This window comes from Shimazuella sp. NTD247, from assembly GCF_059510415.1.
Genome location: NZ_JCAJZU010000010.1, coordinates 20,367 through 43,501, shown reverse-complemented (window position 1 = coordinate 43,501; position 23,135 = coordinate 20,367). Strand labels below are relative to the sequence as shown.

The following is a 23,135-nucleotide window of genomic DNA, read 5'->3' as shown; positions in this document are numbered from 1 at the left end:
CCTGATGTCACTTTTTGCATTGTAAACATTCTTATTTTTTTATACAATTATTAGAGACATGTTGATTCACTTTCATCCAGATAACTCCCACAGAAGGGTAAGATGATGGCAGAAATGCCTAGTGATGAGATGCTCAGCGCCGTAGTTACAGCGCTCATGACCGCATCAGTACAGCAGATTCGCAGTGCCTCTGGCAACGGCGGATACAATGGTTACGTCGAAGTCAAGCAGGTAGCTATGACAGATCCTGAAGGAGCTAAGCAGCTGCTGCGGCAGAAAGAATACAGCGCAGCAGCAATGCGAATTCTCCTGATCAGTCTGCGAAGTCAGTAAAGCGATCGACGGATGATGTCATTGGGACATCATCCGTCGCCCAAAAAATCAAATAAAATAGTACAATCGGCAAATGTTGCATAACATTGTGTCGATTTTTTATTGCAAATTACCCATTACTATTAAACATTTTTGCATTACTTCCGATATACACAGGTAATACTAACTTAGACGAAAGGAATGATCCCAATGACATCAGAAATAAACCAGCAAATTATTCTCGTTAGCAGACCAAAAGGAATGCCCACAGCAGGCAACTTTCAATTCGTAGAACTGTCTGTACCAGAACCAGCCGACGGTCAAGCACTTATTCGTACTTTGTACTTATCCGTAGACCCTTATATGAGAGGAAGGATGAATGATCAAAAATCTTATGTTCCTCCATACAAGCTAAATGAAGTAATAACTGGCGGAGTGGTAGGAGAAGTCATTGAAACACGAACAACTGATTTAGAAAAGGGAGACATTGTACTCGGAAATTTAAGCTGGCAAAAGTACTCTATTGTTAATTCTGATCAAGTAAGAAAAATTAATCCCGATATTGCACCGATTTCTACTGCTCTTGGAATTTTAGGAATGCCTAGTCTCACTGCATATTTTGGTCTATTGGAAATTGGTCAGCCCAAAAAGGGGGAAACGGTTGTTGTATCAGGTGCAGCGGGCGCAGTAGGTTCAGTGGTGGGACAGATCGCCAAAATAAAAGAATGCAGAGTAGTGGGGATTGCTGGATCAGAGGAAAAAAACCGTTATCTCAAAGATGAACTTGGTTTTGATATCACTATCAATTACAAAACAACGTCTGACTTACAACAAGCAATTGCAGAAGCCTGCCCCAATGGTGTCGATATTTACTTTGAAAATGTAGGTGGAGTTATATCGGATGCTGTTTTATCTCAACTCAATTACAAAGCACGCATCCCCTTGTGCGGCCTGATTTCTTCGTATAACAAAGAAAATATGGATATCGGTCCTCGTATTCAAGCCCAGCTGCTGATCAATAGTGCGATGATGAGAGGTTTTATTGTTGGGGAATTTGCAGATCGATTTGAAGAAGGCACTGCCCAACTAGCAAAATGGCTGAAACAAGGAAAATTAAAATATCGGGAAAATGTAATAGAAGGATTTGAAAATACCATTCAAGCATTTCTTGGGTTATTCGCTGGAGAAAATATAGGCAAGCAGTTGGTACATGTCGCTGATCCAACTTATTAATATTTTTGCATCTCCCTACCCAAAACGGTAGGGAGACCCACAAATTTCAGGCGATTTTACCTCTTCTTCAGATGAATCTTATTTCCATCTTCCACGATTCGATAAGAATCAGGGTTCAGTCGAGTTTCCTCGGTCAGTTCTGTCTCGTTAAACAAAACAGGACCATTGAGCATATGACAGAATAGAACAGTGGTATCATTTACATAAATCCTTGATCCATCCATGATTCCAGAGGATTGTTCTTGGAGTGAAAGCTTATTTAGCACGCCTCCATCTACATTGCCGCCGAGAAATACTGCCTCACAGTTCGATCCATTCCACTGGATGTAAAGAACCTGATTTCCGATCTTATGCATGATCTCAGAATAAGACTTTGTACGAAACACGAGAAATCCCTTCATTTGTAGGCATAATTACTCCACTTATTATATCATGAACAACTCGATAGAAAGTTTTGCAGCATGCACCTTTTCGTTATATCATAAAAATGAACTTCCCCATTTGAAAGGAACATACATGAGTCGCTATACAAAAATTGCTCTTAAAGGCATCATCGCAGACAAATGGGAGATCTTGGTTCCAGCAAATATATCCTGCATCTCAAAGGGTAATACCTACCTGATTGGAGCATATCGAATTGTCACTGATTTCACCTACCCAGACCGCATTATTATTAAAAAAATAACACCAAAACAACCAAGAGGTATCGTGTTAAAAATGCTTCATCATGTGGAATTAAAAGAACCATATGAACTTTCTGGGGTGTGTAAGATCATAAAGAAGTAGAGACAAAAAAGTTTTGGACATCGAATACGGTGTCCAAACCATCAATCGTCTAGTCTAAGTATCTGAACTTAAACCAACTGAACTGCCGTAATATCACACATTAAACATAAAAAAACACCCTGCTGACATCCTGCTTTACTACTCCCACTGCATTTTACCAAAATCACTCTGAATTCTGTTGTTTTTCTTCTTTGAATCTCCACATGTATTCTATCCTTACTCTAGTCCTAATGGTGTAAACCTAACTCCTCTTACCCTAAAAATACCTATGAAATTTTTTTCTAAATAGATCTCTCCAAAGATCAATAGGATTAAAGATTTGACAACTCCATACGGCTAAAGCCGTTGGATTCTTGGGACGATAGCCTCATGACTATTTCATTACCAAGCTAACCCCGTGCGCCCCACGGTTTATGTTTGTTGATTTCTTCTTTGCCGGGAGCAAACTTGGTTTTCGTCTGTCATGACTATACATCTATTACCATGGGAATGTTTGTTTGTAAACTTGCTTTTTTCCAAAGGTTGAACTAGTGAAGGAAAATTCCTTACCCTCGTTCACGCTCGCTTTCATCCCACGATTGAAACCGTGGGTTTTCTCGCTCGCAATGTTATAAATTGACACATTCCTAAATTCCAAAAAAAGGGTTGTATAAATATAAATATATATGTATAATAATTCATATTCATTTTTGCGCTGTCAGGAGTGATTTTTATTGAAAGTAGCTGTTGTTGGAGCCTCCGGATATAGCGGAGCAGAACTGATTCGTTTAATAAAACAGCATCCTTACTTTGAACTAGAAGTTGTTTTTTCCTCTTCTCAAATAGGAAAACCGCTGGACTCTATCTACCCACATCTCGATTCGAATCTCATTTTAGAAGAACTCACTATCGAGGCAATCGCTGAAAAGGAAATGGAACTTATCTTTTTTGCTACTCCATCAGGGGTTAGTAGCAAATGGGCCCCCTCTCTACTGGAGATGGGAAAATACGTAATAGATTTATCAGGAGATTTCCGCTTATTTTCTCGACAAATCTATGAAGAATGGTATCAAAAATCAGCTGCACCTAAGAACTATCTAAGTCAAGCCAAATATGGACTAAGCGAATGGTTTAGAGATGAAATCAAAAACACATCCCTAGTCTCCAATCCTGGATGCTATCCAACTGCTACTTTACTGGCACTTATTCCATTACTTCAAGCAAAAATAATCGATCCTTCCTCTATCATCATCGATGCAAAATCAGGAGTAACTGGTGCAGGTCGAAGTGTGAATAAGGCGATGTTATTTAGCGAAGTAAATGAAAACATACGCCCTTACAAAGTAGATAAGCACCAACATACTCCTGAAATCGAGCAATTTGCAAGCTATTTTGCACAACAAGATATCAAAGTCAGTTTTGTTCCCCAGCAAGTCCCGATGAGCAGAGGAATCTTGGTCACCATCTATGCAGACAACATGCATAATTATACATTTGATGATTTATTTGATTTATACCATTCGAACTACAAAGAATCGCCTTTTATTCGTCTAAAAGGTCAAACATGGCCGGAAACCAAGTTTGTACAAGGAAGCAACTACTGTGATATCGGATTTCATGCGGATGAACGAACAGGGCGTGTCATCCTTTTGTCGGCAATTGATAACATGATGAAGGGCGCTGCGGGACAAGCCATTCAAAATGCTAACATCCTCCTAAAAATACCAGAAACAACAGGACTGCTATTTTCACCGATTTACCCTTGAATATTTACAGATAGAAAGACAAAAGACTCACCAATATTTACTGTTTGCGCATAACACAGAAAAACTGGTGCCCAAGTATTAGGAGTACATCATTTGATAGCTGAACATTGCCAAAATTAAGTTCATTAGTTTATGAAAAGAAGAGAAAAGAGAAGAGATGGCTGATGAGTGTTATCGTCCCAGCTTCATTATTTAAAGTGAGCAGCAAAGCGAGTATCACTTCGCCAAGGGGCTTTGTAGCGTCAGGAGTTCATGCTGGTATAAGAAAACGAAAATTGGATTTGGGAGCAATTATTTGCTCGGTACCAGCTACAGTAGCGGCTGTTTATACAACCAATGCCTTTCAAGCAGCCCCACTAATCGTTTCACAAGAAAACATCGGAGTTGAAGGAAAATTAAGAGCGATTGTTGTCAATAGTGGTGTTGCCAATGCATGTACAGGTGGCCGAGGGTTAACAGATGCCCAAACAACAACAGAAAAAATTGCTCAACTGCTCAATATTCCAGAACACCAAGTATCCGTGGCTTCAACTGGTGTCATCGGACAATTTCTACCGATGGAAAAAATACTTCCGAGTTTAGAAGAAGTCGTCTTCTCAGCTAATGAAGCAGGAGGAGAAAAATTTGCTGAAGCCATTTTGACAACGGATACCACTACGAAACAAGTACAAGTCAGTATTGAAATAGATGAAAAAACAGTAACCATTGCAGGTGTCGCAAAAGGTTCTGGGATGATCCATCCAAATATGGCGACAATGCTAGGTTTTATTACAACAGATGCAGCGATTGATCCGCATCACCTACAAACTTTGCTTTGGCATGCTACCGACAAAACCTTCAATATGATTACTGTTGATGGGGACTGTAGCACCAATGACACGGTCATGGTCATGGCAAGTGGATTAGCAAAAAATGATCCGCTTCATCCTCATCATCCCGATTGGGCTGCCTTTCAGAAAGGTTTTACGTTTGTCTGCCAAGAGCTTGCGAAAAAAATCGCCAGTGATGGCGAGGGTGCTACTCGATTAATTGAAGTACTTGTCACAGGCGCCCCGGCAATCAAAACGGCTCGAAAAGTCGCAAAAGCAATCGTCGGTTCAAACTTAGTAAAAACAGCAGTTTTTGGAGCTGATGCAAATTGGGGACGAATCTTAAGTGCGGCTGGTTATGGTGAACCTCTCATTCGTACAGAACAAGTACAAGTAAAACTAGGCTCGATATTGGTAGTCGATCAAGGATTGCCTGTTGCATATGACGAAAACAAAGCAACACAAGTTTTAAAACAAGAAAAAGTACCAATATTCGTCGATCTCTGTCAGGGGGAACAGACAGCGACTGCATGGGGATGTGACCTCACCTATGACTATGTCAAAATCAATGCCAGCTATCGGACTTAAGAACGGAGGATTATTGTGATTGTAATGAAATTAGGAGGAAGTGTCTTAACCCATTTGCATTCTAGCTTTTTTGTTCAATGTGCAGAACTTCGCGAGCAGAGTATCCCTTTCATCATTGTACATGGCGGGGGGCCATTCGTTTCCGAGTGGGCTCAGAAAACAGGGAAAAGTACAACCTTTTTAAACGGATATCGGGTGACAGATGACGACACGCTCAGCCTTGTCGAAATGGTACTAGCAGGGAAAGTGAACAAACATATGGTGAGTCAGCTTATTTCTGCTAGTCTGCCTGCGATTGGATTGAGCGGGATCGATCTGCAACTTGTACAAGCAAAACAACGTGATCCTCTGCTAGGATATGCGGGTGAAGTGACAGCAGTAAACAGCACTGCCATTCATAGCCTCTTACAGCAAGGCTGGGTGCCTGTAATCGCGTCTGTAGGCATTGGAACGGATGGCACACACTACAATATCAATGCTGATGAAATGGCCTCTGCAATCGCCCGAGCAATGAATGCAAGTCAATTAATCCTAGTGAGTGATGTAGATGGTATCTATACAGGAACAGGAGAAAAGAAAAAGATTCTTAGCGAAGCAACCCCTCATTTAATCGAACGCTATATTCAAACAGGTGAGATCTCTGGTGGAATGATCCCCAAAGCCCGCTCAGGAATCGAAGCTCTGCAACATGCGGTAAAAGAAGTTTGGATTGTGAATGGTGCCTCATCCCTTGTTCTTTCTGCAAACTCCGAACAACCTTTTGTCGGTACAAAATTAGTTCAAGAACAGGAGGAAGAATCGCATGTCACTCTTTCCTAACTATTTGAAACAAGAAGTAGCTTTCGTCAAAGGAAACAAAGCAACACTTTGGGATGATAAGGGAAAACAATATTTAGATTTTAGCGCTGGCATAGGTGTTACCAATTTAGGACACCAGCATCCAGCAGTAAACGCTGCTCTCTTGCAACAAGCAGAAAAACTATGGCATACATCCAATCTCTATCAGATCCCGCTTCAAACAGAAGCATCTTCCTTGCTCTGTGAACAAAGCGGGTTAAATGCCGCATTTTTTTGTAACAGCGGAGCCGAAGCCAATGAAGCAGCAATTAAATTAGCTCGAAAATGGGCCAAAGATACCAAACACATCGCGGAACCAGAAATCATCACTTTTGAAGGGTCATTTCATGGTCGAACACTAGCAACATTAACTGCAACAGGTCAACAAAAAGTAAAGGCGGGCTTTGATCCTCTCCCTCGCGGCTTTCATACAGTTCCATTCGAAGATATGGATGCAGTCAAACAAGCAGCAAATTTCAAAACAGCGGCCGTCCTCATAGAACTTGTACAGGGAGAAGGCGGCATCCATCTTGCATCTGATATCTTCGTAGACGAATTGGTGCAATGGTGCAAACAGAAAAACATTCTCCTAATCATCGATGAAGTGCAGACAGGTATGGGACGAACAGGTAAAATCTTTGGATTTCAGCATTATGCTATTCAACCTGACATCATCACTTTAGCAAAAGGACTAGGCAATGGATTCCCAATTGGAGCAATGCTTGCAAAAGATTCGTTAAAACCCATTCTCAGTCCTGGGACACACGGCACCACTTTTGGAGGCAATCCTTTGGCAATGGCGGTTGCAAAAGCAGTAATAACAGAAATCAAACAAGAACACTTTCTGCATGAAGTAAAGAAAAAAGGAAACTATCTCTATAAGCAGCTTAACAAAGCATTAGCGGGAAATGATGATGTTATAGCTGTAAGAGGAATTGGTCTGATGGTTGGCATAGAGTTAAACCAACCTGTGGCACCTATCATTCAAGAACTGCTTGAAAAAGGTCTTGTTACCTTACCTGCTGGGAAAAACGTATTACGACTTTTACCATCATTAATTGTTTCATATGAGCAGATTGATCAAGCTGTTGCAATGATAAAAGATGTAGTTCATTAGACTTCGCATCAAAGAGTGAAAAAATTGATGTTATGGTGAGTGTATCTTTCGATTGGAGTATCACAGATAATAGACTCAGGTAAGTTTGATCACATTACCAAAGATACCCTTGTTGTCTTACTTAGAAGGAGATACCAAAGTGTTAAACATAGAAATTAGAAGACCAAGAGCAGAAGATGTTGAAGAACTCACCACTTTTTTTCATACCGTCATAACAAATACATTTGCCAGGGAAAACTTATTGGAGCTGCATTCAGATATAGAAAATGAATTTGAAAGTAAAAAACAATATTTGAAAGCGGATTTAGAAAGCAATGGAAAGAAACGATATTTTTTAATCGCTTTTGATAAAAATTGCAACAAAGTTGTCGGCACAATTGAATATGGCCCTGCCAGTAAGCTGATTCAGAATTGCACAGAGGGAACATACACAGGATTAGATGAGATAGGAACAGTATTTGTACATCCTGATTATCAAAGAAAAGGGATTGGAACATTACTGTTAAATATGATATTCCTTACATTTCTAAGTAGAGGAATTGATGAATTTTGCTTAGATAGCGGATATCGTTCTGCCCAGAAAATTTGGCTGAAAAAATTTGGGCAATCTGATTATCTACTAAAGGATTATTGGGGCAAAGACTATGATCATATGATTTGGAAACGATGTACAAATGATATGACAATCCTTTTTCGTAATTGATTTAAGATTTACATTTGCGACAAGAGAACCGTCCCCTTGTCGCAGGAACTGCTTGAACCAAAATAAATGAAAAAATAAAATGCCTTTTGGATATACCTTCCTTTTGAATATGCAAATCAACTATAATAAAAAAGGGTTTATAACAATAAACAGACAATGCTTATGAAACTTATCCTCTAACATAATTCTAATGAAATTTTTCACACCTACTTACATTTTCACAAGGGGTGAGTAAAATGAATTTCACTGTAATGTTTTGGGGAGAAAATGACGAAAACCAAAAAAATAAAAAAAACGAGAAAGAAGCATACACTGGGCATTGTACTGAATGTGGTAAGTTGACTAACTTCGAATGGAATGGAAATCACTATCAGTGTACAAATTGGGGTTGCGGTGCAGAAGTTCGATAAGAATAAATAGGAGGCACAAGCTGTCTCCTTTTTCTATATAAAGGAGCGATTTTGTATTGGACACTTTTTTATCAGAACAAGCGTTTATTATGGGAATCAAACCTGCTGTGATGACTACAGATCGCTATGAGATGATTGCCTACTTAAAAGAGAAATACCCATTTTATACCCTTCAAGAAAGAGCCAGTTTTAACGAGTATTTATTTTTTCAAAATCAAACCAAGTTAACGGAGTTTATGGATACTGTCAACTGGAAACCAAATCCGAATAACCCAGAACACATCAAAATATTAGGTCTTACCCTCGGATTCCCACCAAAAGCGGTGGATCACTATGTTTCTATGCATTTTTCACCTGATAAAACGACATTATTGTTACAAAGTGTTGGTCTATATTACTGTGGCATCCACTGCACAAGTTCTATCGCTACCCTTGTAGAGGATGTAAACTGGCTTTGGAATCAATATCCTTTTCGAGAGCTGGACAAGCTGCAAATCAGATATCAACACCAAAACATACAACAGATATCCACAATCGATTATAAAGACTATTCATCTTTGCATTTATATCGATCTATATTGCAGCATGCGATAAATATTCTTGAAAAATCATACATAAAGGCTTCATCTGTTACTTCTGTAAGCTAGCTTGTACTCTCTATGGGATAGAAAAAGGAATCGAGCTGACAGCTTTAAAAACTTACTGCAGCGTCGATTTCAGTGAAGGTTTGATCTCCTAAACATACTTATCACATGATTGACAACTCCATACGGCTAAAGCCGTTGGATTCTTGCGACGATAGCCTCATGACTATTTCATGACCAAGCTAACCCCGTGCGCCCCACGGTTTATGTTTGTTGATTTCTTCTTTGCCGCGAGCAAACTTGGTTTTCGTCTGTCATGACTATACATATATTACCATGGGAATATATGTTTGTAAGTTTGCTTTTTTCCAAAGGTTGAACTAGTGAAGGAAAATTCCTTACCCTCATTCAACGCTCGCTTTCATCCCACGATTGAAACCGTGGGTTTTCTCGCTCGCAATGTTATAATGGCAAGGGCATCATCAGCTTATTTAAACTGTACTCTCTTGATTCTTTCTCTTGTCTAGAATCCAAATGAGTGCCCATAATACAACCGTAACCGCAGCCATAAAGAAGAAAAATCCGCCTGCATGGATAAGTAAAGCAACCAGCCAAATATGGCTTAAAATGAAATGAGAGGTGCGGATATACTTATTTTTTACACGTTGGTATAACCAGCCATAGACAGCTAAAATCAACAAAATCAAAAAGGCTGCAAGACCAGTAAAAATTTTAGGATCGTTAAGCTTTGTAAATAAGTAATAAGTTCCATGAATAAGGACAAACACCAATGCAAACCATCCAGTAAAAGTGTGGATGGAGTATAATCTTTTCCCCCATATTTTTATAGGTTTGTAAGGAGAGGCCAACTTTTTTTTGAACAACAGCCACCAATAGCTGATTGCACCAAGTGCTATGGCTAGGTTCCCAAAGAGGGTGAAATCAAACCCGCTTTCTTTTTCTGGTTTATGTATACCATTTGGCGGACCACTAGGATGATTCCCTATTGGATTTTGGGATGTTTTATAGAAGGAAAAGGCAACAAGTGCAAGAAAAATAATCGAAACCAATATAACTGGAATAAACACATTTTTGTTATGTTTCAATGGAATCATCTCCTTTTGTTATCTATCTGTTTTAATAAAGGACGAATAAAGCAAGGAAAACGTTCGCAGAAGATAGATTTTTATCATAAATAAAAATGAATTTGCAATTCAAGTGGTGTCATAAAAATACCATACAAATACAACAAATTCTCAAAGAATGAGTTATCGTTCCTAAATCTCGTGAAATGAAAAAACGTACCGATACGGTACGATTGTTTCCTTCTTATGAATATTTTAACCTTCCATATGACATCCGATTTTTATATTATATAAGACTCTAATATATCGATCTATTCCTCTAAACGTTCCAACCTAGTTTCACCTTTCTTGATACCGAAAATTAAAACAAAATAAGCAAACGCAAGATATACTTTTCTCCACTGCACTTCATCCACTTGCGACAAAAAATTACTTATCTCATCTAAGTGACTTTGGGTGAGAACAGAATTTTTGGACTCACTATGGTGTAAGCAAATATTCACCCATTGGACAAACGATTTTCGATCCATCCGTTCACCAGAAGCTAATTTATGATAGAGCTGTTGTTCATCACAATAATTGACCAAGTGCCAAGCCAAAACTTTTAACGCTTCCATTGGGTGACATGCACATGAGAGCTATGATCTTCGATAAGCAAATCAGTATCCTGCTCCACCACCTTGCCAATCACAAACACATGCCCATTGCCCATGTCGATCATTTGCGTATCCCATAAAGGGATATCGATCTTTTCTCCACTTTCCAAATGCAGACGAATATCTTTCTTCACCCGTTGAAAAAAGGAAACCACATGGAAATTGTCCGCTTTTCCGCCCATCTCCTCACCCCTTACCTTGTTACTTACACTATAAAATTGATAGAAAATATTTACAAATATTAAAATATTAATTACTATTATCGCAATTCAGTAATTATTATTGCTTTTTCCGACATAATCTTCCATAATCACAATAAAGATTATCCATTTTTTTGCAAAAAAGGTGATGGACATGGATTTGGTGCAAATCGGTGGTGTTTTACGGGCAGAGCGAAAGAAACAAGGCAAGAGTCTGGAACAGATCGCAGAGGAACTAAGCTGTGGTGCATCCACCATCAGTTCGATTGAACGAGGTATACTAAATGTAAGCGAAGAAAAACGAATTGCTTATGCAAAAGCAGTAGGCATGGGAAACTTATTTGGCATCGTGGAGGAAGCAGAAAAACGCATTCTACGGCTGCGGCATAAATTAGAAATAATCGAAGAGATTGTATTTGCCAATCCAAAAGAAGCGTTAAAGAAGTTAACCAAGCTAAACAAAGAAGAAAAAATTGAGTATATTGGTGTTCTCCGTCCTTTTGTTCACTTTTTAAAAGGGAAAGCAAACTTCGTTTTGAAAAATTGGGAGAATGCAGAAAAATATTTTCGTTATAGTATAGAAAGTACAGCAAAATTTCCTGAGCTTAATAGCACTAATTTATTACCAGCTTGTTATAATGAATTAAGTATTATCAAACACCGTCAAGGTAACTATCAAGAAGCTTTAAATCTAGTTAGACTAGGGATTACCAATTTCTCTCTTGAGGGAGAACGGATATTAAATTATCCGTTGTTACTTTTAAACCAGTGTATTTATTTAGAAGGGTTAAAACTGTATGAAGAAGCATTTCAATGTTTAGAAGTACTTCATGATTATGTAAATTCTACAAAAAATAAAGAAGAAGAGATACGAACTGCGTTAAAAAATACAATGTACTTTCTCTATGCTACAACACTTGTTAAATTAGGTATGCCTCAAAAAGCTCTGGAGTACGCTAAAAAAGGTGAGAAAATAGCCAAAGCTAATCGTGATCTAGATAATTTATTTTTAATCTGGAGCCAAATCGGAAGTATTTATCTCGAAATAGATGAGATAACTCTAGCTGAAGAATTTTTTTCTAAAGCACTTGATGTACAACCAAGTATTAAATTTCAAAATTACATTCCGTTTTCTTTTAAAGATTTCGCTACACTACTCATGAAAAAAAACAACTGGGTATTTGCAAAAAAAATTATCGATTTATGTATTACAATCAGTAAAACACAACAAGATGAGCGTGATCTTGTAGAATCACTAATTAACTTAGCTAAGTGGAATATGAATCAAACAAAATATCAAGAAGCCATAAATTTATTTTTAGAATCACAGTCGATTGCTGATAAACACCCTGCTCTCTCATACCTTGATACATCTGCTGATCTCTGTTATTGTTTCAAACAAATTAATGATACAGAACAATTTCAGACCTATCTAGAAAAATTTTATTGGACGTGGTACAAAAAACCAAAATCTTCTGCCCTCAAAGTTTGACGTTGCTATATTTTGATTGATATATTCTATTTTAGAAATCAACTATAGACAGATCAAGACTGGATGGTGACATCATGTATCCCAATGTTATCCGTTTTGATGGAGTTAATCCTGAGGATACTTAGAAATCATTAATAAAATAAAATTACCTAGCAAGCATATTCATCTAAGTTAAAATACAGGAATCGTCCACAAATAAGTGGGCGATTTTTTTGATTCCATTACCCCTTTTCGTTTTTACTAAAAAAAGCTGCTCACTTATTGCAAATTTCTCCAAATGGCCTTCATCTATCCAAAGAAATCAACCTTCTGCGATAAAAAGGATGATAATTTTAAATATTGTGTAATATCCCGATATCAACTATATTTTAGTAAATCTGGAAAGGAGAGTGTTTCGATGCGAATGAAAAATACTTTTTATCGTTATGCTTGGGTTCCGCCATGTCCTACTTGCGGGCAAATTGACAGAGTCGAGCAAAACAATGACAGCAACTACTGGTGGTACTGCAATCGTTGTAAGCGACCATTTAACCACTAAATTTTTTAATCCAGCCCTTATTAGACAAGGGCTATCTCTAAATGATAAGGAGATATTACTTGTGGATCTACTTCCAGAAGACGCCTTTCTATTGGGTTATAAACCCTCTTGCATCTGCCAAGAAGGAAATCCAAGATTAAAACCTTGGCTGGATCGTTTAAAAACCGGAAACTACCCATATGTCTTCCCGATGAATATACTTGGCGATTGTTATATCTTCTTTCACAAGGAAACAGACAAACAAACGTATCTCCAAACAATGAAAGGTGTACGCATCAATTCAACGGAATACTGTGAGAAACTAGGTCATACCCTTGGATTTCCAAAACATTCCATCGATTTCTTTTGTGAGCTTTGGGATATGGAAGAGAAAAAGATCAACGTAGATCTCATAAGAGAAAAAGAAGCTGTCGGTGTTAACTGTTCTGGTTTTATGTTTGTTGGACACATCCCCTATTTATTTGAGGATATCAAATGGATGTGGGAAACGTATGATCATCCCGAGGCAAAGAAACATCCTACCATCATCGATCAAGACCAAGAAAAAATCGCTGTAATCGATTTTGGAGACTACAAAGCGTTAGAAGCACTCCACATCCGCTTAAACAAACAGATGAAGCTAGGAAACTCTTCCTTACATGGCTAGCTACCTATGCCCTAAATGCGGGGAAATCGATGGGGATCAAGTAGATGCAAATGGATATTGTTTGGTGTGCGGGAAGGAATGTATTTAAAAACGGCTAGGATGTAATATCTATCATCATCCTAGCCGTTTTCCAGTCATTCATTATAGATCTTCCTCGCCATCGTCTTCATCATCTATGTCATCCAATGTCATTGTTGCCTGTATGGTTCCTTGATCATAGGCAAAATTCACTTGACTGCGGTCGATGTGGTACATATTTTGAATAGTCTGCACTACATTTGGCGGCAGTAAACTTTAACTGGGACAAAAAACCGTCCCCTTGTCATTTGGATGTGTGGCCACACACTCCTCAAATCATCCATATACCCCATACTCTTTATTAAGAAAGGTTATTTTTTTTCAACTTTTCTAGTGATTGAATACAACGATTTAGCATGTCCACCATATTCTCTTTCTCTTCTTGTGACAGTGATATTTCCATTTCATTTTCTACTTCCATAATTTCTTTGTGAAATTGACTTAGGACATCTTTTCCTTGCTCCGTTAGATACGTTTGTACAACACGATTGTTCTCTGGATGTTGTTTCTTTCTTATCCATCCAATTTTTTCAATATTAAGAATGATTTTATGCATGGTTTGTGGAGTAACAAAACATCGACGAGCTAAGCTTGCACTAGACAAACCCGGTTCTTTTTCCAATGCAGTTAAAACAGAATACTGAGGAGTGGTTAATCCATATTGCATTAATTTTTTATCCATGGCAGTCCGTAAAGCATGTTGAGCCTTTTTTAATAAATAACCAATTGATATATCCATCATATAGGTCCCCTTTTGACATTATATCAGTATGCTGATATAATGTCAGCATACTGATAACAAGCTATATATTAACAGATTTTTAGATTAAAGGAAAGCTTAATCAAAAAAGGAGAAGCAAAATGACAACTATACGAACAAAGAATCCATGTATTACTTTAGTCAACGTCTTTACGGTAGAACCTGAAAAACAAGATGAATTATTAAAGATATTAATTCATGCAACAGAAACGGTCATGAATAAGATTCCAGAATATATTTCAGCAAACTTTCATAAAAGTTTGGATGGAACGAAAGTAACAAATTACGCCCAATGGAAAGATGAACCATCTTTTTATGCCATGCTAAAAAATCCAGAGGCAACGGTTCATATGAAGCAAGCTGCACAAGTTGCAAAAAATTATGACCCGACTCTCTATGAAGTCGTTTATACGGATCATAAAGATGCTTGAAAATAACGAAGTTAATTATTGGACTTTTCAATTAATATCAAATGCAATGGAGTTGGGTCACCGCACTATGATCCCAATATGTGACCAGACTGATTGAATACGAAAATAGCTATATCTTCATAGTCTCGCCAAACAAGATGGCTAAATATATATGCCTAAGATGGGCAAAAATCGAGAAAGATCAAGCAGTTGCAAGCGAATGTTGTCTGGTATGTTGGAGAGATTGTGATAGTATGAACAAATTCCCTAGATTATGCTTGTGTCTCAGTATCACAATAATGCGCATAATGATATAATTTAGATCCGACCATCAGAAGGAGAGCACCGTGAGCTCTGTCATCAAGCAGCCCGTGCAGCCCGACAGCGACCTGAACCTGGAGCTGTCCGAGGCACTCGAAGAACTCCAGAAAAGCGAGGGCAACCTCGACAACCGTCTGAGGGCCTTCGCCGACCGAATGAACAAGGTCCTGGAACCTTTTCTCAACCGGTGGACGTCTGAGATGTTTCCCGTGCGTCTAGAGCTTTTCCTGACGCTCGAAAAGTTCTTGGAAAGAGAGGATGTCGACCTCGACATTCTGAGGAGTTTCGCCGATCCAGACACCGAGATCCTGTGGCCCGTCCTCAACTTCTTCTATCTGGAGCAGCGTATTCCGCTCAGGGGTCGGGCGCAGTTCCTGCTGTACAATGCCTCCGACGGCGCCGACAACTGATGGCTTGGGCGGACTGGTCTCCAGTCCGCCCGCCTGATTTTTATTTACTTATTTCTTCTGACACAATAAACCAAAAATTTAATTTATATCTCTTCTCCTATTTTCTTCTTCATTTCTCTTCCTACTATTCAAGATCAGCCATTGTCAACGCAGCATCGTACTTAATCGTATTCAAATTAATTTGGCTATGATCAATATGAACTATATTACTAATCGTTTGAACAACATTCGGAGGAGTTAGCCTTTCAACTCTAAAGAGGAATCTAACTCTTTCAAGAGCATAGAGATTATAACTATTTATTTCACGGATCAACCATTGATTATGTCAACTATTGATGATATAAATATACATAGGAAAGACGAGTTTCATTTACCCCATTCCGAATTCAGGTTCTATCTTCTAAATTAAAATTTTCAATATTGACTTGTTATAACGAAAACATTTCCCTTGAAAGGATCACTATGAAAAACGTAACAGATAATCTCTTTCATCAACTCGCACATGTATGTTCTGAATCTAAAAAAGCCTTTGCTGACCACATCGGTGTAAGTCAGCAAAAAATGCGGCTTCTAACACTTGTAACACAACAAGGAGAGATCAGCCATGCAGAAATAAAACAACAACTATCGTTTGACGGGGCTACGATTACCCGTATAGTCAAACAGTTTGAGTCGGAAGGAATCCTCCGTCGTCGGATCGATCCGCAAAATAATCGCTATACGCTCGTTTCTTTGACAGCCTCGGGGGAACAACTTGTTGCTAAGCACATCGAAGCACACAGTTTATTTCAAGCAAAACTTCTTTCTGGGATCACCAAAGAAGAACAGGAAATCATGGTAAATGTGCTGGAGAAGATGCGTAATAATATATCTGCTAATCAGGACAAAGATGGTGCAGGGTAAAATTAATTTAAAAAAAGCAGTGAAGGGGCATTCATATGACAAAAATAAATAAAAGTGCTCTAGGGTATCGAATTTACGAAGCGTTTAATACAAGAAACTTAGAGGCAGTAGATGAACTTTTCTCTCCCAATTTTTATAGTCACGCTTCTGGAATAAGAGGGATCGAAAATATAAAAAATTATTTAACTCAGTTATATAAAACTTCTCCTAACAAGCGTTTCGTTGTAGAAGATTTGGTGGAAGATGGCAACAAGTTTGCTATACGCGTAACTGTTCATGGAATTCCTTTAGAACCACAAGCACCTCATCCAATGATAATGGAAATATTCCGTGTGGAAAATGGTCAAGCTGTTGAAGTTTGGGGTGTTGGTACAAGTAAGCCCCACAGCAAGTAATCTTCTACCTTCTTGCAATATGTTTTTAGCTGCACTGATGTCTCGATCATGGTGAACGCCACATTCTAAACATGCCCATTCTCGCAGCTGGAGTTGCCAACATTCCATACGCTATAACGACTCCCATTATTAATAAACTGCTCACTATTAAATGCAGTTCTTTTCAACGAGCTGTATTGATAATCGATAAAGGAGCCGCTAAAGGCTTTACCGAAAAATCACCTCTGTAAAATCAATATAAAAATTATCTGATATGTATGATAAGTCGGTCAATAGGGCCTCAAAATTCCCATAAATCCGCAAGTCTATCAACTCGAATCATTGCCCATCTTTTCTGTCATGCATGATAAATGCAAATTTGCCGCCTTCGTCTGAGTTAGTGAAACCACATCTACTCGTACTGTTATTATTTTCAATTAATAATTTTATATATTAATGAAATGATTCATGATATATTTCATATACAATCTATTCTATTATCGGATTGTATACCATACCGCTAAAGGGGAATGAATGATGGCTCTGGTAAAAAGATTCCGTACATTCAGTATTGTTAGCGTTCTCTTATTGAGCTTTTTTTTCGTAGTCCCAACTTCTCATGCTGCTAGCAGTTATGATGGTGTATCTCCAACGGCAACCTCTTGTGCAAATGATGCCACGACCATACGATCTGCTAATTTATGGGATCCCAATCAAAATACTACTTATCCCGGTGGTGTCATAGAAATTCGTTATAGTTTTGCCTGCCATACCGCATGGGCGAGATTAACCATCAATTCTAACTGGCAAAACACCGATAGTCTTAACACCAATAAAGCAACGATTCACCGAAATAGCGATGGCAGAGAATATACTTGTACTGTCCCTGATGGCGGAACCTCTTGCTATACAAAAATGGTTTATGATTATGGTGTAACTTCTTACGCTAAAGCTTACTACAACTATTACTACTCTCTTGCTGGACACTGGTGGCATTTCTCAGGTCAAACTAGTTCTTATTAAACATTGGATTATAAACATGGAAATTGACTGAAACATAAAACGCTCATGCCCTCTCTCGATGTATACTAATGGATAACATCAATAGAGGGCTTTTTATATTTAAATCTGGTTCTCATCTAAAAACATTCTACCCTAATAAATAAATTGAATTTCTGCTTCATTTCTCTTATCATATAAAATGACAGAAAAGTCTGTCCCCTTAGAAAAGGATTTCACATGAGCAGTTACATTCACCTTAATCTCCCCACAGACCTTGCTAAAATCTGGGTAATTGGGGTTGCTTCCGATACTCGGAGTTCTATAAAAACAGTTAAGGGTTATTTCTTTATTGGAGATTATGAAATTCGACCATTCCCTGAACAGGTTGTGATCTTGAAGAGCAATAAGATTATTGAGAATTTGAGGTCGCGTACTAATCCAGAGAAGGCTGAATTCACTGAACCAACGAAACTTTTTCAGATTCGCCAGAGGTAACGTAGAAGTGAGGGAAGGTTTGGACGCTGAAGTTTGGTGTCCAAACCACTAATTCATTTATATTAAAAACACGTCCCCCTAGTCAGTCATCTCAACAGATGTCTTACAAGGGGGATTTTTAACCTTATGGTATTTTCAGCAGAAGGTCTTAATCAATTTAAAACAAATGAATCAAAGACCGAGTTCTTTCAGATCTGTTCGGACTTCGCCTGTGACGGAGATATCATCTGGTTTCAGTTTGATTGTGATTTTTGTGATTACATATCCATCTTCAACAAAAGCTTGGAAAGTGTCAATGTAAGCAGTCTTATGATTTGGATACCTCTCCAACGCATTATCTTCAAGTTCCTTTGACTTCAAAGCCACCTTATCCCAATGGGGAATAAACCGAGGGTCTCTCATAATATCGTGGATGGAGTATTCCACCATGACGCTCCTCTTCTCAATCCATAAGGGACATATATATTATAAACGATTAAAGTCATTGTTTTCATCCTTGAAAGCAATAAATCACACTTGGCTTTGGACGATACTATAAGCAACAGTTTGCTATAAAACAATACATCATCTACACTGATATTAGTGGAATATCTCGTCTAATTGCTGGAAGGCTGCTGAAAATGGCAAACGAAAAGACCGCCGAACAGGTTTTGAAGAGTGTCGAGCTGCATGTCCCCATATGGGTCTGCGATATGGAAACACTCTGTACAAACCAACCCGATCGCTTCTACAAGGTACAGCGAGAGATTGTAAACTGCCTTGGCTCCACTGAAACGCGCTGGTTTATGTTCGAGAGGGGAAATAGCAGTTACTCCTACGCAGAAGTGGATAACCCCGGACTTTCAACCGACAGCCATCCGGATGATCCCACCATAATGATTCGAGTTCCCGAAGGCTGGGAAGGTGAACTTTTCTAGGGCTGACTTCTAATAAACCAGTAGGGTCTAGGTGTTCCATACGCCTAGACCACAGAGATTCATTTCACATTTAATAGTATAGTAAACAAAAAAAAAGAGAGAAAAACATTCTCTCTTTTTAAATTATGTAAATTAAACCAAGTAACTTTCCACTCCAACTGCTACTAATGCTGCAACGGCAACTGATATAACAATCCAAAATACCATCCTACCGATATCTCGTTTTAAAACGCCCATTTCATTAACAGCAGCTATACGAGGTTCTGATGTTTTATTTTTCTTTGACTTCGCCACAGTAATTTCTCCTTTACATTAAGACTAATGGTAATAGCTTACCACCTCTATTAAGAAAAAACTACACCACTATTTCAATGGATCGTTGAAGAATAAAAAGCAACAGCAGAAAAATACATTCCGCTGTTGCTTAACTGCGCTAATTCACTAATTCCACTTGTTTTCCATGTTTTACTCCAAACGCTCTTGCTGTATGTAAATTAGAAATATACACATCGATATGGTTCCCTTTGATTGCACCGCCCACATCTTGAGCAATGCGGTAGCCAATGCCTTCGATATAGACACGGGAGCCAATAGGTATTACTTTGGGATCAACAGCCACTGTTACACCATCCTCTACAGGTTCTCCACTGGAGGTAATCCCGTAATAAGGATCATTCGGTTTTTTACCTGTAGACTCATAACCGGAGGTATATGCGGTTAAGGTAAAAGAACCGAGTGATTTTCCCCTGGAAAAACTCGTAGTCGCCTGTTCCACTTCATTACTTGCAACTGTTGTTTCTCGTTGCTGTTTTCCCACTGATGGGATAACTAGTGTTTGACCCACTCGGATCAAAGCAGCGTTTCTAATCGCATTTGTTTCTGCCAATTGAGCAACTGTCACTTTGTATTTTTTTGCAATGGAATATAATGTATCTCCGCGATGTACATGTATTTTTTGTAGATTTTCTGCAAATGTCTCATTTACTTGTATACTGACGAATAAACTCAACGCCACACAGAAAGTAAGAAATACTTTTTGTAACAAAACAAATATCCTCCTTGCCCATGAATGCGAATCTTTCTCCATCATTTACTGGGACAAGCAGGATTATACCTATTTATTTTGTGATAACTGCTACCTTGCTCTGTAATTCATCTTCTGTTATAACTGCCGTTTGCTTTGGTTCACTCCACTCTGGTCGATTCAGACACCTTCGTTCATATTGTGTATGAATAATAATAGTGCTTAAGAAAAATAATACACCGACTTGTGGAGAAAGAATCGGGTAATCATACATCCCATGTCCAAGCAATGCAACCATTTGCGATAAGAGCATACCCGCCAACCGTTTCTCTTCTTTTAGGTTAGCGTTTTTCCTCCATCGTCTGGCACGCTGGATCGTAACAAAGATTAGGGCAAGGAAAGCTATAAATCCAAAGACGCCAAATTCAGACGCGACACCTAAAAAGATATTATGTGCATGGACGACGGAAAAATTTTGTTTCTGCTCAAAGATTTGTCCGAAATGTAATGGCAGAACACCAAAAGCCCAATGCTCTTTAAATATTTCCAATGCAGTCAACCAAACTTCTAATCTCACTCGGATAGTACTTATGATCGTTTCTTGTCTAGGGATTAAATCAGGAAAAAATGTTACTAATCCCACTAAACCCAAGAAAATTCCAACTGTCCATCTCCTTGCACCAGTCATCCAGAGTTGAACTACTAAACCGACAACCAAACCTACCCAAGCTCCACGGGAACCAGTCAGCCATATGGAGTAGCAAAATAAAAAAAACATCAAATAAGCTGCTATTTTTTGCCATTTCAGCTTGAGAACAGAAGCTGCATAAATACTGATGAGTGCTAAGCAAATTAATAATGCTGCTGTCAGATTTGAATTACCCGCCGTCCCAAAACTTCGAACCGATTCGGTTTGAAATCGATACTCTTTGTAAAATTGCAAAAGAGCACCAATTGGTGAGTTGAGCAGCCATGGCCATTCTACTTGTTGGACAAGGCAAATAAATGCTAGATAAATACCACCAATCCAAAAAGATAAATAGAGCCTCTGAACGTCCATCCAGTGGAAATCAAGTGCATTGCGAACCCATACCGCCAAAAGATAATATAAGCCAAATAAGAGCACTACGATAACGACAATGGGTATCCCATTAAACCACGATGGATCAACTAACCAGCTAATACATGAAATAACAATAAGAAATAGAAAAAAGCTTTCCGGCCATGCTTTTAATCTCCAGTGTGTCCGATAAAAGGAAACGGTAACGATAGCAATAACTAATAAAACCACTGGAGGGAAAAATGGTGATAACAAAATAGATAAATATAACAACTCAATTAGTCGTTTATGTAAATGTTTCAAAGGGGAACTCTCCCTAGCTTGCATAGATTCCGCTATTACGCTCGCATTATTTTATCAAACATATGACAGTTTGTCGAAGATTACTCTACATTTTTACGAAAAAACGCTTTGTAGAATCCAAGTAATTTCTCGTTTACCAAGAGTTAACTCACATATCAAGTTATAGTTTATGACTAAACTAAGAAGACAAATAACTCGAAAGGATGTAAGATAGATGAAACCAAATTTGTCCCTTGTAGAAGCGATTATGCGTATTACGTGTGGATTAACTGGATTAGCTTGGAGTACTGCGAAAATGAGTAAAAGATGTTGGTCGCCAATCGGTATTATGATCGCGATGATGTCTGCGATGAAAGTAGCAGAAGGAGTAACACGGTTCTGCCCTTTAAAAGCACTCTATGAAGAAGATAAATAACTTCTTTCCTCATCATTTTTGTCGTTGGTAAAAAAGATCATGTCATTTACCTTTGCAATCATATGTACGAAATCTGTTTAAAAGCTTGATATAACTTTCATCACAGTCCATAATGAAAGCGTATGCAAATAAATTTTTATCATTATCGATATTGTTTTTCGCTTTTGCTTTTTTTAAAAGGAAAAGCGAAAAACAATCTTCGTAAATATTTAATAATCTTTTATACTTGCCAAACTTTTTCTGGTATGTTATAACCTTAATAAGAACAAATGATCGCACGTTGTTCTTTGTTAAGAAAAACTATTTAAATGTGAAACTTTATCTATTGCGTGTTTTCTGAGTTTTTTGTATAATAGTTTTCAAGATAGTAGGATATATGTCATATTTGTTGCTAATAAATCTAACGATCGGTTTAATCAAAAATTTTCAGCTCCAAGTACATGTTTCAAAACTGGCGGCATTTCTAAGCTAATTGGTTCCCTGAAAATTTTCTGGCGAAAAAGACAATTTTTTTTCAAAAAAAAGAAGGCATATTGTCATATTTCGTCGAAAAAGACAGTTAAGAATTTATTAGTTTCTGAAGGTGGCAATTCGGAGTCAATGGGCTTATAATGGTGAATGAAAAACAAGAACATACGATCGCTGATCGGATGGAGGAGTGAAAGATAATGTCACTAAGCGAGCAAGAAAAAGAAACTGTAATCCAGTTTGATGAATCCACAAACCTTGCCACCGTTTATACGGCCAGTTGGACGGTTGCTCGAACTCTTAAAAAAGCAGGCTTTCAACCTATCCGTAGAAAAGATGGCGCATGGTGGTTTCAGATTCCTGTTCATGCAATGAGTATTGCTGGAGAAAAGCAAACGACCACCATTTGTTAAATGTAAACGTTCTTTTCTTCGTTAGGAGGTTACCCTTAATC

The 23,135-nt window shown here is 38.2% G+C and carries 31 protein-coding genes and 1 pseudogene; 21 read left to right on the top strand and 11 right to left on the bottom strand.

All coding sequences use genetic code 11. The features are described from left to right. The first annotated feature begins 156 nt into the window (after positions 1 to 156). Entirely contained in the window at positions 157 to 333 is a 177-nt protein-coding gene (locus tag AC5WOC_RS19990; RefSeq protein WP_496057183.1) for a hypothetical protein, read from the top strand. 189 nt (positions 334 to 522) lie between these two features. Continuing rightward, the gene (gene curA / locus AC5WOC_RS19985) at positions 523 to 1,545 is read left to right on the top strand and encodes an NADPH-dependent curcumin/dihydrocurcumin reductase (protein ID WP_496057182.1); all 1,023 of its coding nucleotides are present in this window, start codon (positions 523 to 525) and stop codon (positions 1,543 to 1,545) included. 56 nt (positions 1,546 to 1,601) lie between these two features. Here the strand turns inward: curA and AC5WOC_RS19980 are convergent, their stop codons facing one another. Then, on the bottom strand, positions 1,602 to 1,931 hold the full coding sequence (locus tag AC5WOC_RS19980; RefSeq protein ID WP_496057181.1) for a hypothetical protein: 330 nt from the start codon (positions 1,929 to 1,931) through the stop codon (positions 1,602 to 1,604). Positions 1,932 to 2,061: 130 nt separating this feature from the next. On the opposite strand from AC5WOC_RS19980, the gene AC5WOC_RS19975 reads away from it, so the two are divergent. The 8 genes from AC5WOC_RS19975 (at position 2,062) to AC5WOC_RS19940 (ending at position 9,187) form a co-directional block, all read left to right on the top strand. Then, a complete protein-coding gene (locus tag AC5WOC_RS19975) occupies positions 2,062 to 2,331 on the top strand; it encodes a hypothetical protein (RefSeq protein ID WP_496057180.1) in 270 nt (89 codons plus the stop codon). A 713-nt stretch (positions 2,332 to 3,044) separates the two neighbouring features. Further along, on the top strand, positions 3,045 to 4,076 hold the full coding sequence (gene argC / locus AC5WOC_RS19970; RefSeq protein WP_496057179.1) for an N-acetyl-gamma-glutamyl-phosphate reductase: 1,032 nt from the start codon (positions 3,045 to 3,047) through the stop codon (positions 4,074 to 4,076). Between the two features lie 164 nt (positions 4,077 to 4,240). Beyond that, positions 4,241 to 5,473, top strand: coding sequence for a bifunctional glutamate N-acetyltransferase/amino-acid acetyltransferase ArgJ (gene argJ / locus AC5WOC_RS19965; protein ID WP_496057178.1), 1,233 nt, complete (start codon positions 4,241 to 4,243; stop codon positions 5,471 to 5,473). Positions 5,474 to 5,497: 24 nt separating this feature from the next. Then, entirely contained in the window at positions 5,498 to 6,292 is a 795-nt protein-coding gene (gene argB / locus AC5WOC_RS19960; RefSeq protein ID WP_496057253.1) for an acetylglutamate kinase, read from the top strand. Next, the gene (gene argD, locus AC5WOC_RS19955; RefSeq protein ID WP_496057177.1) at positions 6,276 to 7,427 is read left to right on the top strand and encodes an acetylornithine transaminase; all 1,152 of its coding nucleotides are present in this window, start codon (positions 6,276 to 6,278) and stop codon (positions 7,425 to 7,427) included. The genes argB and argD overlap by 17 nt, the downstream gene beginning before the upstream one ends. Positions 7,428 to 7,566: 139 nt before the next feature. Further along, positions 7,567 to 8,130 carry a GNAT family N-acetyltransferase gene (locus tag AC5WOC_RS19950; protein ID WP_496057176.1) on the top strand — a complete coding sequence of 188 codons (564 nt, stop codon included), beginning with the start codon at positions 7,567 to 7,569 and terminating at the stop codon, positions 8,128 to 8,130. A 236-nt stretch (positions 8,131 to 8,366) separates the two neighbouring features. Further along, positions 8,367 to 8,540 carry a hypothetical protein gene (locus AC5WOC_RS19945; RefSeq protein WP_496057175.1) on the top strand — a complete coding sequence of 58 codons (174 nt, stop codon included), beginning with the start codon at positions 8,367 to 8,369 and terminating at the stop codon, positions 8,538 to 8,540. Positions 8,541 to 8,596: 56 nt separating this feature from the next. Beyond that, positions 8,597 to 9,187, top strand: a complete 591-nt coding sequence (locus AC5WOC_RS19940) for a hypothetical protein (RefSeq protein ID WP_496057174.1) — start codon at positions 8,597 to 8,599, stop codon at positions 9,185 to 9,187. Positions 9,188 to 9,615: 428 nt separating this feature from the next. On the opposite strand, the gene AC5WOC_RS19935 is transcribed toward AC5WOC_RS19940, so the two are convergent. The 3 genes from AC5WOC_RS19935 to AC5WOC_RS19925 all read right to left on the bottom strand — a co-directional run bounded on the left by AC5WOC_RS19935 (position 9,616) and on the right by AC5WOC_RS19925 (position 11,047). Then, positions 9,616 to 10,230, bottom strand: a complete 615-nt coding sequence (locus AC5WOC_RS19935) for a hypothetical protein (RefSeq protein ID WP_496057173.1) — start codon at positions 10,228 to 10,230, stop codon at positions 9,616 to 9,618. Positions 10,231 to 10,520: 290 nt separating this feature from the next. Further along, positions 10,521 to 10,826: a hypothetical protein gene (locus AC5WOC_RS19930; RefSeq protein WP_496057172.1), complete on the bottom strand. Its 306-nt coding sequence runs from the start codon at positions 10,824 to 10,826 to the stop codon at positions 10,521 to 10,523. Beyond that, entirely contained in the window at positions 10,814 to 11,047 is a 234-nt protein-coding gene (locus tag AC5WOC_RS19925; RefSeq protein WP_496057171.1) for a hypothetical protein, read from the bottom strand. Before AC5WOC_RS19925 ends, AC5WOC_RS19930 begins: the two co-directional genes overlap by 13 nt. A 172-nt stretch (positions 11,048 to 11,219) precedes the next feature. Between AC5WOC_RS19925 and AC5WOC_RS19920 the strand changes: the two genes are divergently transcribed. The 3 genes from AC5WOC_RS19920 (at position 11,220) to AC5WOC_RS19910 (ending at position 13,741) form a co-directional block, all read left to right on the top strand. Beyond that, the gene (locus AC5WOC_RS19920) at positions 11,220 to 12,557 is read left to right on the top strand and encodes a helix-turn-helix domain-containing protein (protein ID WP_496057170.1); all 1,338 of its coding nucleotides are present in this window, start codon (positions 11,220 to 11,222) and stop codon (positions 12,555 to 12,557) included. Between the two features lie 397 nt (positions 12,558 to 12,954). Further along, on the top strand, positions 12,955 to 13,095 hold the full coding sequence (locus AC5WOC_RS19915; protein ID WP_496057169.1) for a hypothetical protein: 141 nt from the start codon (positions 12,955 to 12,957) through the stop codon (positions 13,093 to 13,095). Between the two features lie 61 nt (positions 13,096 to 13,156). Continuing rightward, entirely contained in the window at positions 13,157 to 13,741 is a 585-nt protein-coding gene (locus AC5WOC_RS19910; protein WP_496057168.1) for a hypothetical protein, read from the top strand. Positions 13,742 to 13,882: 141 nt separating this feature from the next. Here AC5WOC_RS19910 and AC5WOC_RS19905 read toward each other — a convergent pair whose 3' ends face one another. Together AC5WOC_RS19905 and AC5WOC_RS19900 are read right to left on the bottom strand one after the other, a co-directional pair. After that, a complete protein-coding gene (locus AC5WOC_RS19905; RefSeq protein WP_496057167.1) occupies positions 13,883 to 14,014 on the bottom strand; it encodes a hypothetical protein in 132 nt (43 codons plus the stop codon). Positions 14,015 to 14,120: 106 nt separating this feature from the next. Then, on the bottom strand, positions 14,121 to 14,561 hold the full coding sequence (locus AC5WOC_RS19900; protein WP_496057166.1) for a MarR family winged helix-turn-helix transcriptional regulator: 441 nt from the start codon (positions 14,559 to 14,561) through the stop codon (positions 14,121 to 14,123). A gap of 119 nt (positions 14,562 to 14,680) precedes the next feature. Between AC5WOC_RS19900 and AC5WOC_RS19895 the strand changes: the two genes are divergently transcribed. From AC5WOC_RS19895 to AC5WOC_RS19880, 4 genes are all read left to right on the top strand, one after another. After that, entirely contained in the window at positions 14,681 to 15,010 is a 330-nt protein-coding gene (locus AC5WOC_RS19895; RefSeq protein WP_496057165.1) for an antibiotic biosynthesis monooxygenase family protein, read from the top strand. Between the two features lie 326 nt (positions 15,011 to 15,336). Next, positions 15,337 to 15,720, top strand: a complete 384-nt coding sequence (locus AC5WOC_RS19890; RefSeq protein WP_496057164.1) for a hypothetical protein — start codon at positions 15,337 to 15,339, stop codon at positions 15,718 to 15,720. Between the two features lie 462 nt (positions 15,721 to 16,182). Further along, complete coding sequence (locus AC5WOC_RS19885; protein ID WP_496057163.1) at positions 16,183 to 16,623, top strand: MarR family winged helix-turn-helix transcriptional regulator; 441 nt, start codon at positions 16,183 to 16,185, stop codon at positions 16,621 to 16,623. Between the two features lie 35 nt (positions 16,624 to 16,658). Beyond that, positions 16,659 to 17,018, top strand: a complete 360-nt coding sequence (locus tag AC5WOC_RS19880; RefSeq protein WP_496057162.1) for an ester cyclase — start codon at positions 16,659 to 16,661, stop codon at positions 17,016 to 17,018. Between the two features lie 51 nt (positions 17,019 to 17,069). Here the strand turns inward: AC5WOC_RS19880 and AC5WOC_RS19875 are convergent. Continuing rightward, positions 17,070 to 17,126, bottom strand: a pseudogene (locus AC5WOC_RS19875) (hypothetical protein); the annotation flags it as partial. Positions 17,127 to 17,534: 408 nt separating this feature from the next. Between AC5WOC_RS19875 and AC5WOC_RS19870 the strand changes: the two are divergent. Continuing rightward, positions 17,535 to 18,020 carry a DUF2690 domain-containing protein gene (locus tag AC5WOC_RS19870; RefSeq protein WP_496057161.1) on the top strand — a complete coding sequence of 162 codons (486 nt, stop codon included), beginning with the start codon at positions 17,535 to 17,537 and terminating at the stop codon, positions 18,018 to 18,020. 645 nt (positions 18,021 to 18,665) lie between these two features. Here the strand turns inward: AC5WOC_RS19870 and AC5WOC_RS19865 are convergent. Next, positions 18,666 to 18,923: a hypothetical protein gene (locus tag AC5WOC_RS19865; protein WP_496057160.1), complete on the bottom strand. Its 258-nt coding sequence runs from the start codon at positions 18,921 to 18,923 to the stop codon at positions 18,666 to 18,668. Positions 18,924 to 19,114: 191 nt separating this feature from the next. On the opposite strand from AC5WOC_RS19865, the gene AC5WOC_RS19860 reads away from it, so the two are divergent. Next, on the top strand, positions 19,115 to 19,411 hold the full coding sequence (locus tag AC5WOC_RS19860) for a hypothetical protein (protein ID WP_496057159.1): 297 nt from the start codon (positions 19,115 to 19,117) through the stop codon (positions 19,409 to 19,411). A gap of 132 nt (positions 19,412 to 19,543) precedes the next feature. On the opposite strand, the gene AC5WOC_RS19855 is transcribed toward AC5WOC_RS19860, so the two are convergent. The 3 genes from AC5WOC_RS19855 to AC5WOC_RS19845 form a co-directional block, all read right to left on the bottom strand. Beyond that, on the bottom strand, positions 19,544 to 19,705 hold the full coding sequence (locus tag AC5WOC_RS19855) for a hypothetical protein (protein WP_496057158.1): 162 nt from the start codon (positions 19,703 to 19,705) through the stop codon (positions 19,544 to 19,546). A 139-nt stretch (positions 19,706 to 19,844) separates the two neighbouring features. After that, positions 19,845 to 20,456, bottom strand: a complete 612-nt coding sequence (locus AC5WOC_RS19850; protein ID WP_496057157.1) for a 3D domain-containing protein — start codon at positions 20,454 to 20,456, stop codon at positions 19,845 to 19,847. A 73-nt stretch (positions 20,457 to 20,529) separates the two neighbouring features. Then, complete coding sequence (locus AC5WOC_RS19845) at positions 20,530 to 21,798, bottom strand: O-antigen ligase family protein (RefSeq protein WP_496057156.1); 1,269 nt, start codon at positions 21,796 to 21,798, stop codon at positions 20,530 to 20,532. 214 nt (positions 21,799 to 22,012) lie between these two features. Between AC5WOC_RS19845 and AC5WOC_RS19840 the strand changes: the two genes are divergently transcribed. Together AC5WOC_RS19840 and AC5WOC_RS19835 are read left to right on the top strand one after the other, a co-directional pair. Next, the gene (locus AC5WOC_RS19840) at positions 22,013 to 22,213 is read left to right on the top strand and encodes a YgaP family membrane protein (protein WP_496057155.1); all 201 of its coding nucleotides are present in this window, start codon (positions 22,013 to 22,015) and stop codon (positions 22,211 to 22,213) included. Between the two features lie 668 nt (positions 22,214 to 22,881). Continuing rightward, positions 22,882 to 23,094, top strand: coding sequence for a hypothetical protein (locus AC5WOC_RS19835; RefSeq protein WP_028778373.1), 213 nt, complete (start codon positions 22,882 to 22,884; stop codon positions 23,092 to 23,094). The last annotated feature ends 41 nt before the right edge of the window (positions 23,095 to 23,135 follow it).

Bases quoted from the DNA above. Each gene is read 5' to 3' on its own strand.
- AC5WOC_RS19990 (WP_496057183.1), top strand. From the start codon at position 157: ATGACCGCATCAGTACAGCAGATTCGCAGTGCCTCTGGCAACGGCGGA.
- curA (WP_496057182.1), top strand. From the start codon at position 523: ATGACATCAGAAATAAACCAGCAAATTATTCTCGTTAGCAGACCAAAA.
- AC5WOC_RS19975 (WP_496057180.1), top strand. From the start codon at position 2,062: ATGAGTCGCTATACAAAAATTGCTCTTAAAGGCATCATCGCAGACAAA.
- argJ (WP_496057178.1), top strand. From the start codon at position 4,241: ATGAGTGTTATCGTCCCAGCTTCATTATTTAAAGTGAGCAGCAAAGCG.
- argB (WP_496057253.1), top strand. From the start codon at position 5,498: ATGAAATTAGGAGGAAGTGTCTTAACCCATTTGCATTCTAGCTTTTTT.
- argD (WP_496057177.1), top strand. From the start codon at position 6,276: ATGTCACTCTTTCCTAACTATTTGAAACAAGAAGTAGCTTTCGTCAAA.
- AC5WOC_RS19945 (WP_496057175.1), top strand. From the start codon at position 8,367: ATGAATTTCACTGTAATGTTTTGGGGAGAAAATGACGAAAACCAAAAA.
- AC5WOC_RS19930 (WP_496057172.1), bottom strand. From the start codon at position 10,826: ATGGAAGCGTTAAAAGTTTTGGCTTGGCACTTGGTCAATTATTGTGAT.
- AC5WOC_RS19925 (WP_496057171.1), bottom strand. From the start codon at position 11,047: ATGGGCGGAAAAGCGGACAATTTCCATGTGGTTTCCTTTTTTCAACGG.
- AC5WOC_RS19920 (WP_496057170.1), top strand. From the start codon at position 11,220: ATGGATTTGGTGCAAATCGGTGGTGTTTTACGGGCAGAGCGAAAGAAA.
- AC5WOC_RS19915 (WP_496057169.1), top strand. From the start codon at position 12,955: ATGCGAATGAAAAATACTTTTTATCGTTATGCTTGGGTTCCGCCATGT.
- AC5WOC_RS19900 (WP_496057166.1), bottom strand. From the start codon at position 14,561: ATGATGGATATATCAATTGGTTATTTATTAAAAAAGGCTCAACATGCT.
- AC5WOC_RS19895 (WP_496057165.1), top strand. From the start codon at position 14,681: ATGACAACTATACGAACAAAGAATCCATGTATTACTTTAGTCAACGTC.
- AC5WOC_RS19885 (WP_496057163.1), top strand. From the start codon at position 16,183: ATGAAAAACGTAACAGATAATCTCTTTCATCAACTCGCACATGTATGT.
- AC5WOC_RS19880 (WP_496057162.1), top strand. From the start codon at position 16,659: ATGACAAAAATAAATAAAAGTGCTCTAGGGTATCGAATTTACGAAGCG.
- AC5WOC_RS19870 (WP_496057161.1), top strand. From the start codon at position 17,535: ATGGCTCTGGTAAAAAGATTCCGTACATTCAGTATTGTTAGCGTTCTC.
- AC5WOC_RS19865 (WP_496057160.1), bottom strand. From the start codon at position 18,923: ATGGTGGAATACTCCATCCACGATATTATGAGAGACCCTCGGTTTATT.
- AC5WOC_RS19860 (WP_496057159.1), top strand. From the start codon at position 19,115: ATGGCAAACGAAAAGACCGCCGAACAGGTTTTGAAGAGTGTCGAGCTG.
- AC5WOC_RS19840 (WP_496057155.1), top strand. From the start codon at position 22,013: ATGAAACCAAATTTGTCCCTTGTAGAAGCGATTATGCGTATTACGTGT.
- AC5WOC_RS19835 (WP_028778373.1), top strand. From the start codon at position 22,882: ATGTCACTAAGCGAGCAAGAAAAAGAAACTGTAATCCAGTTTGATGAA.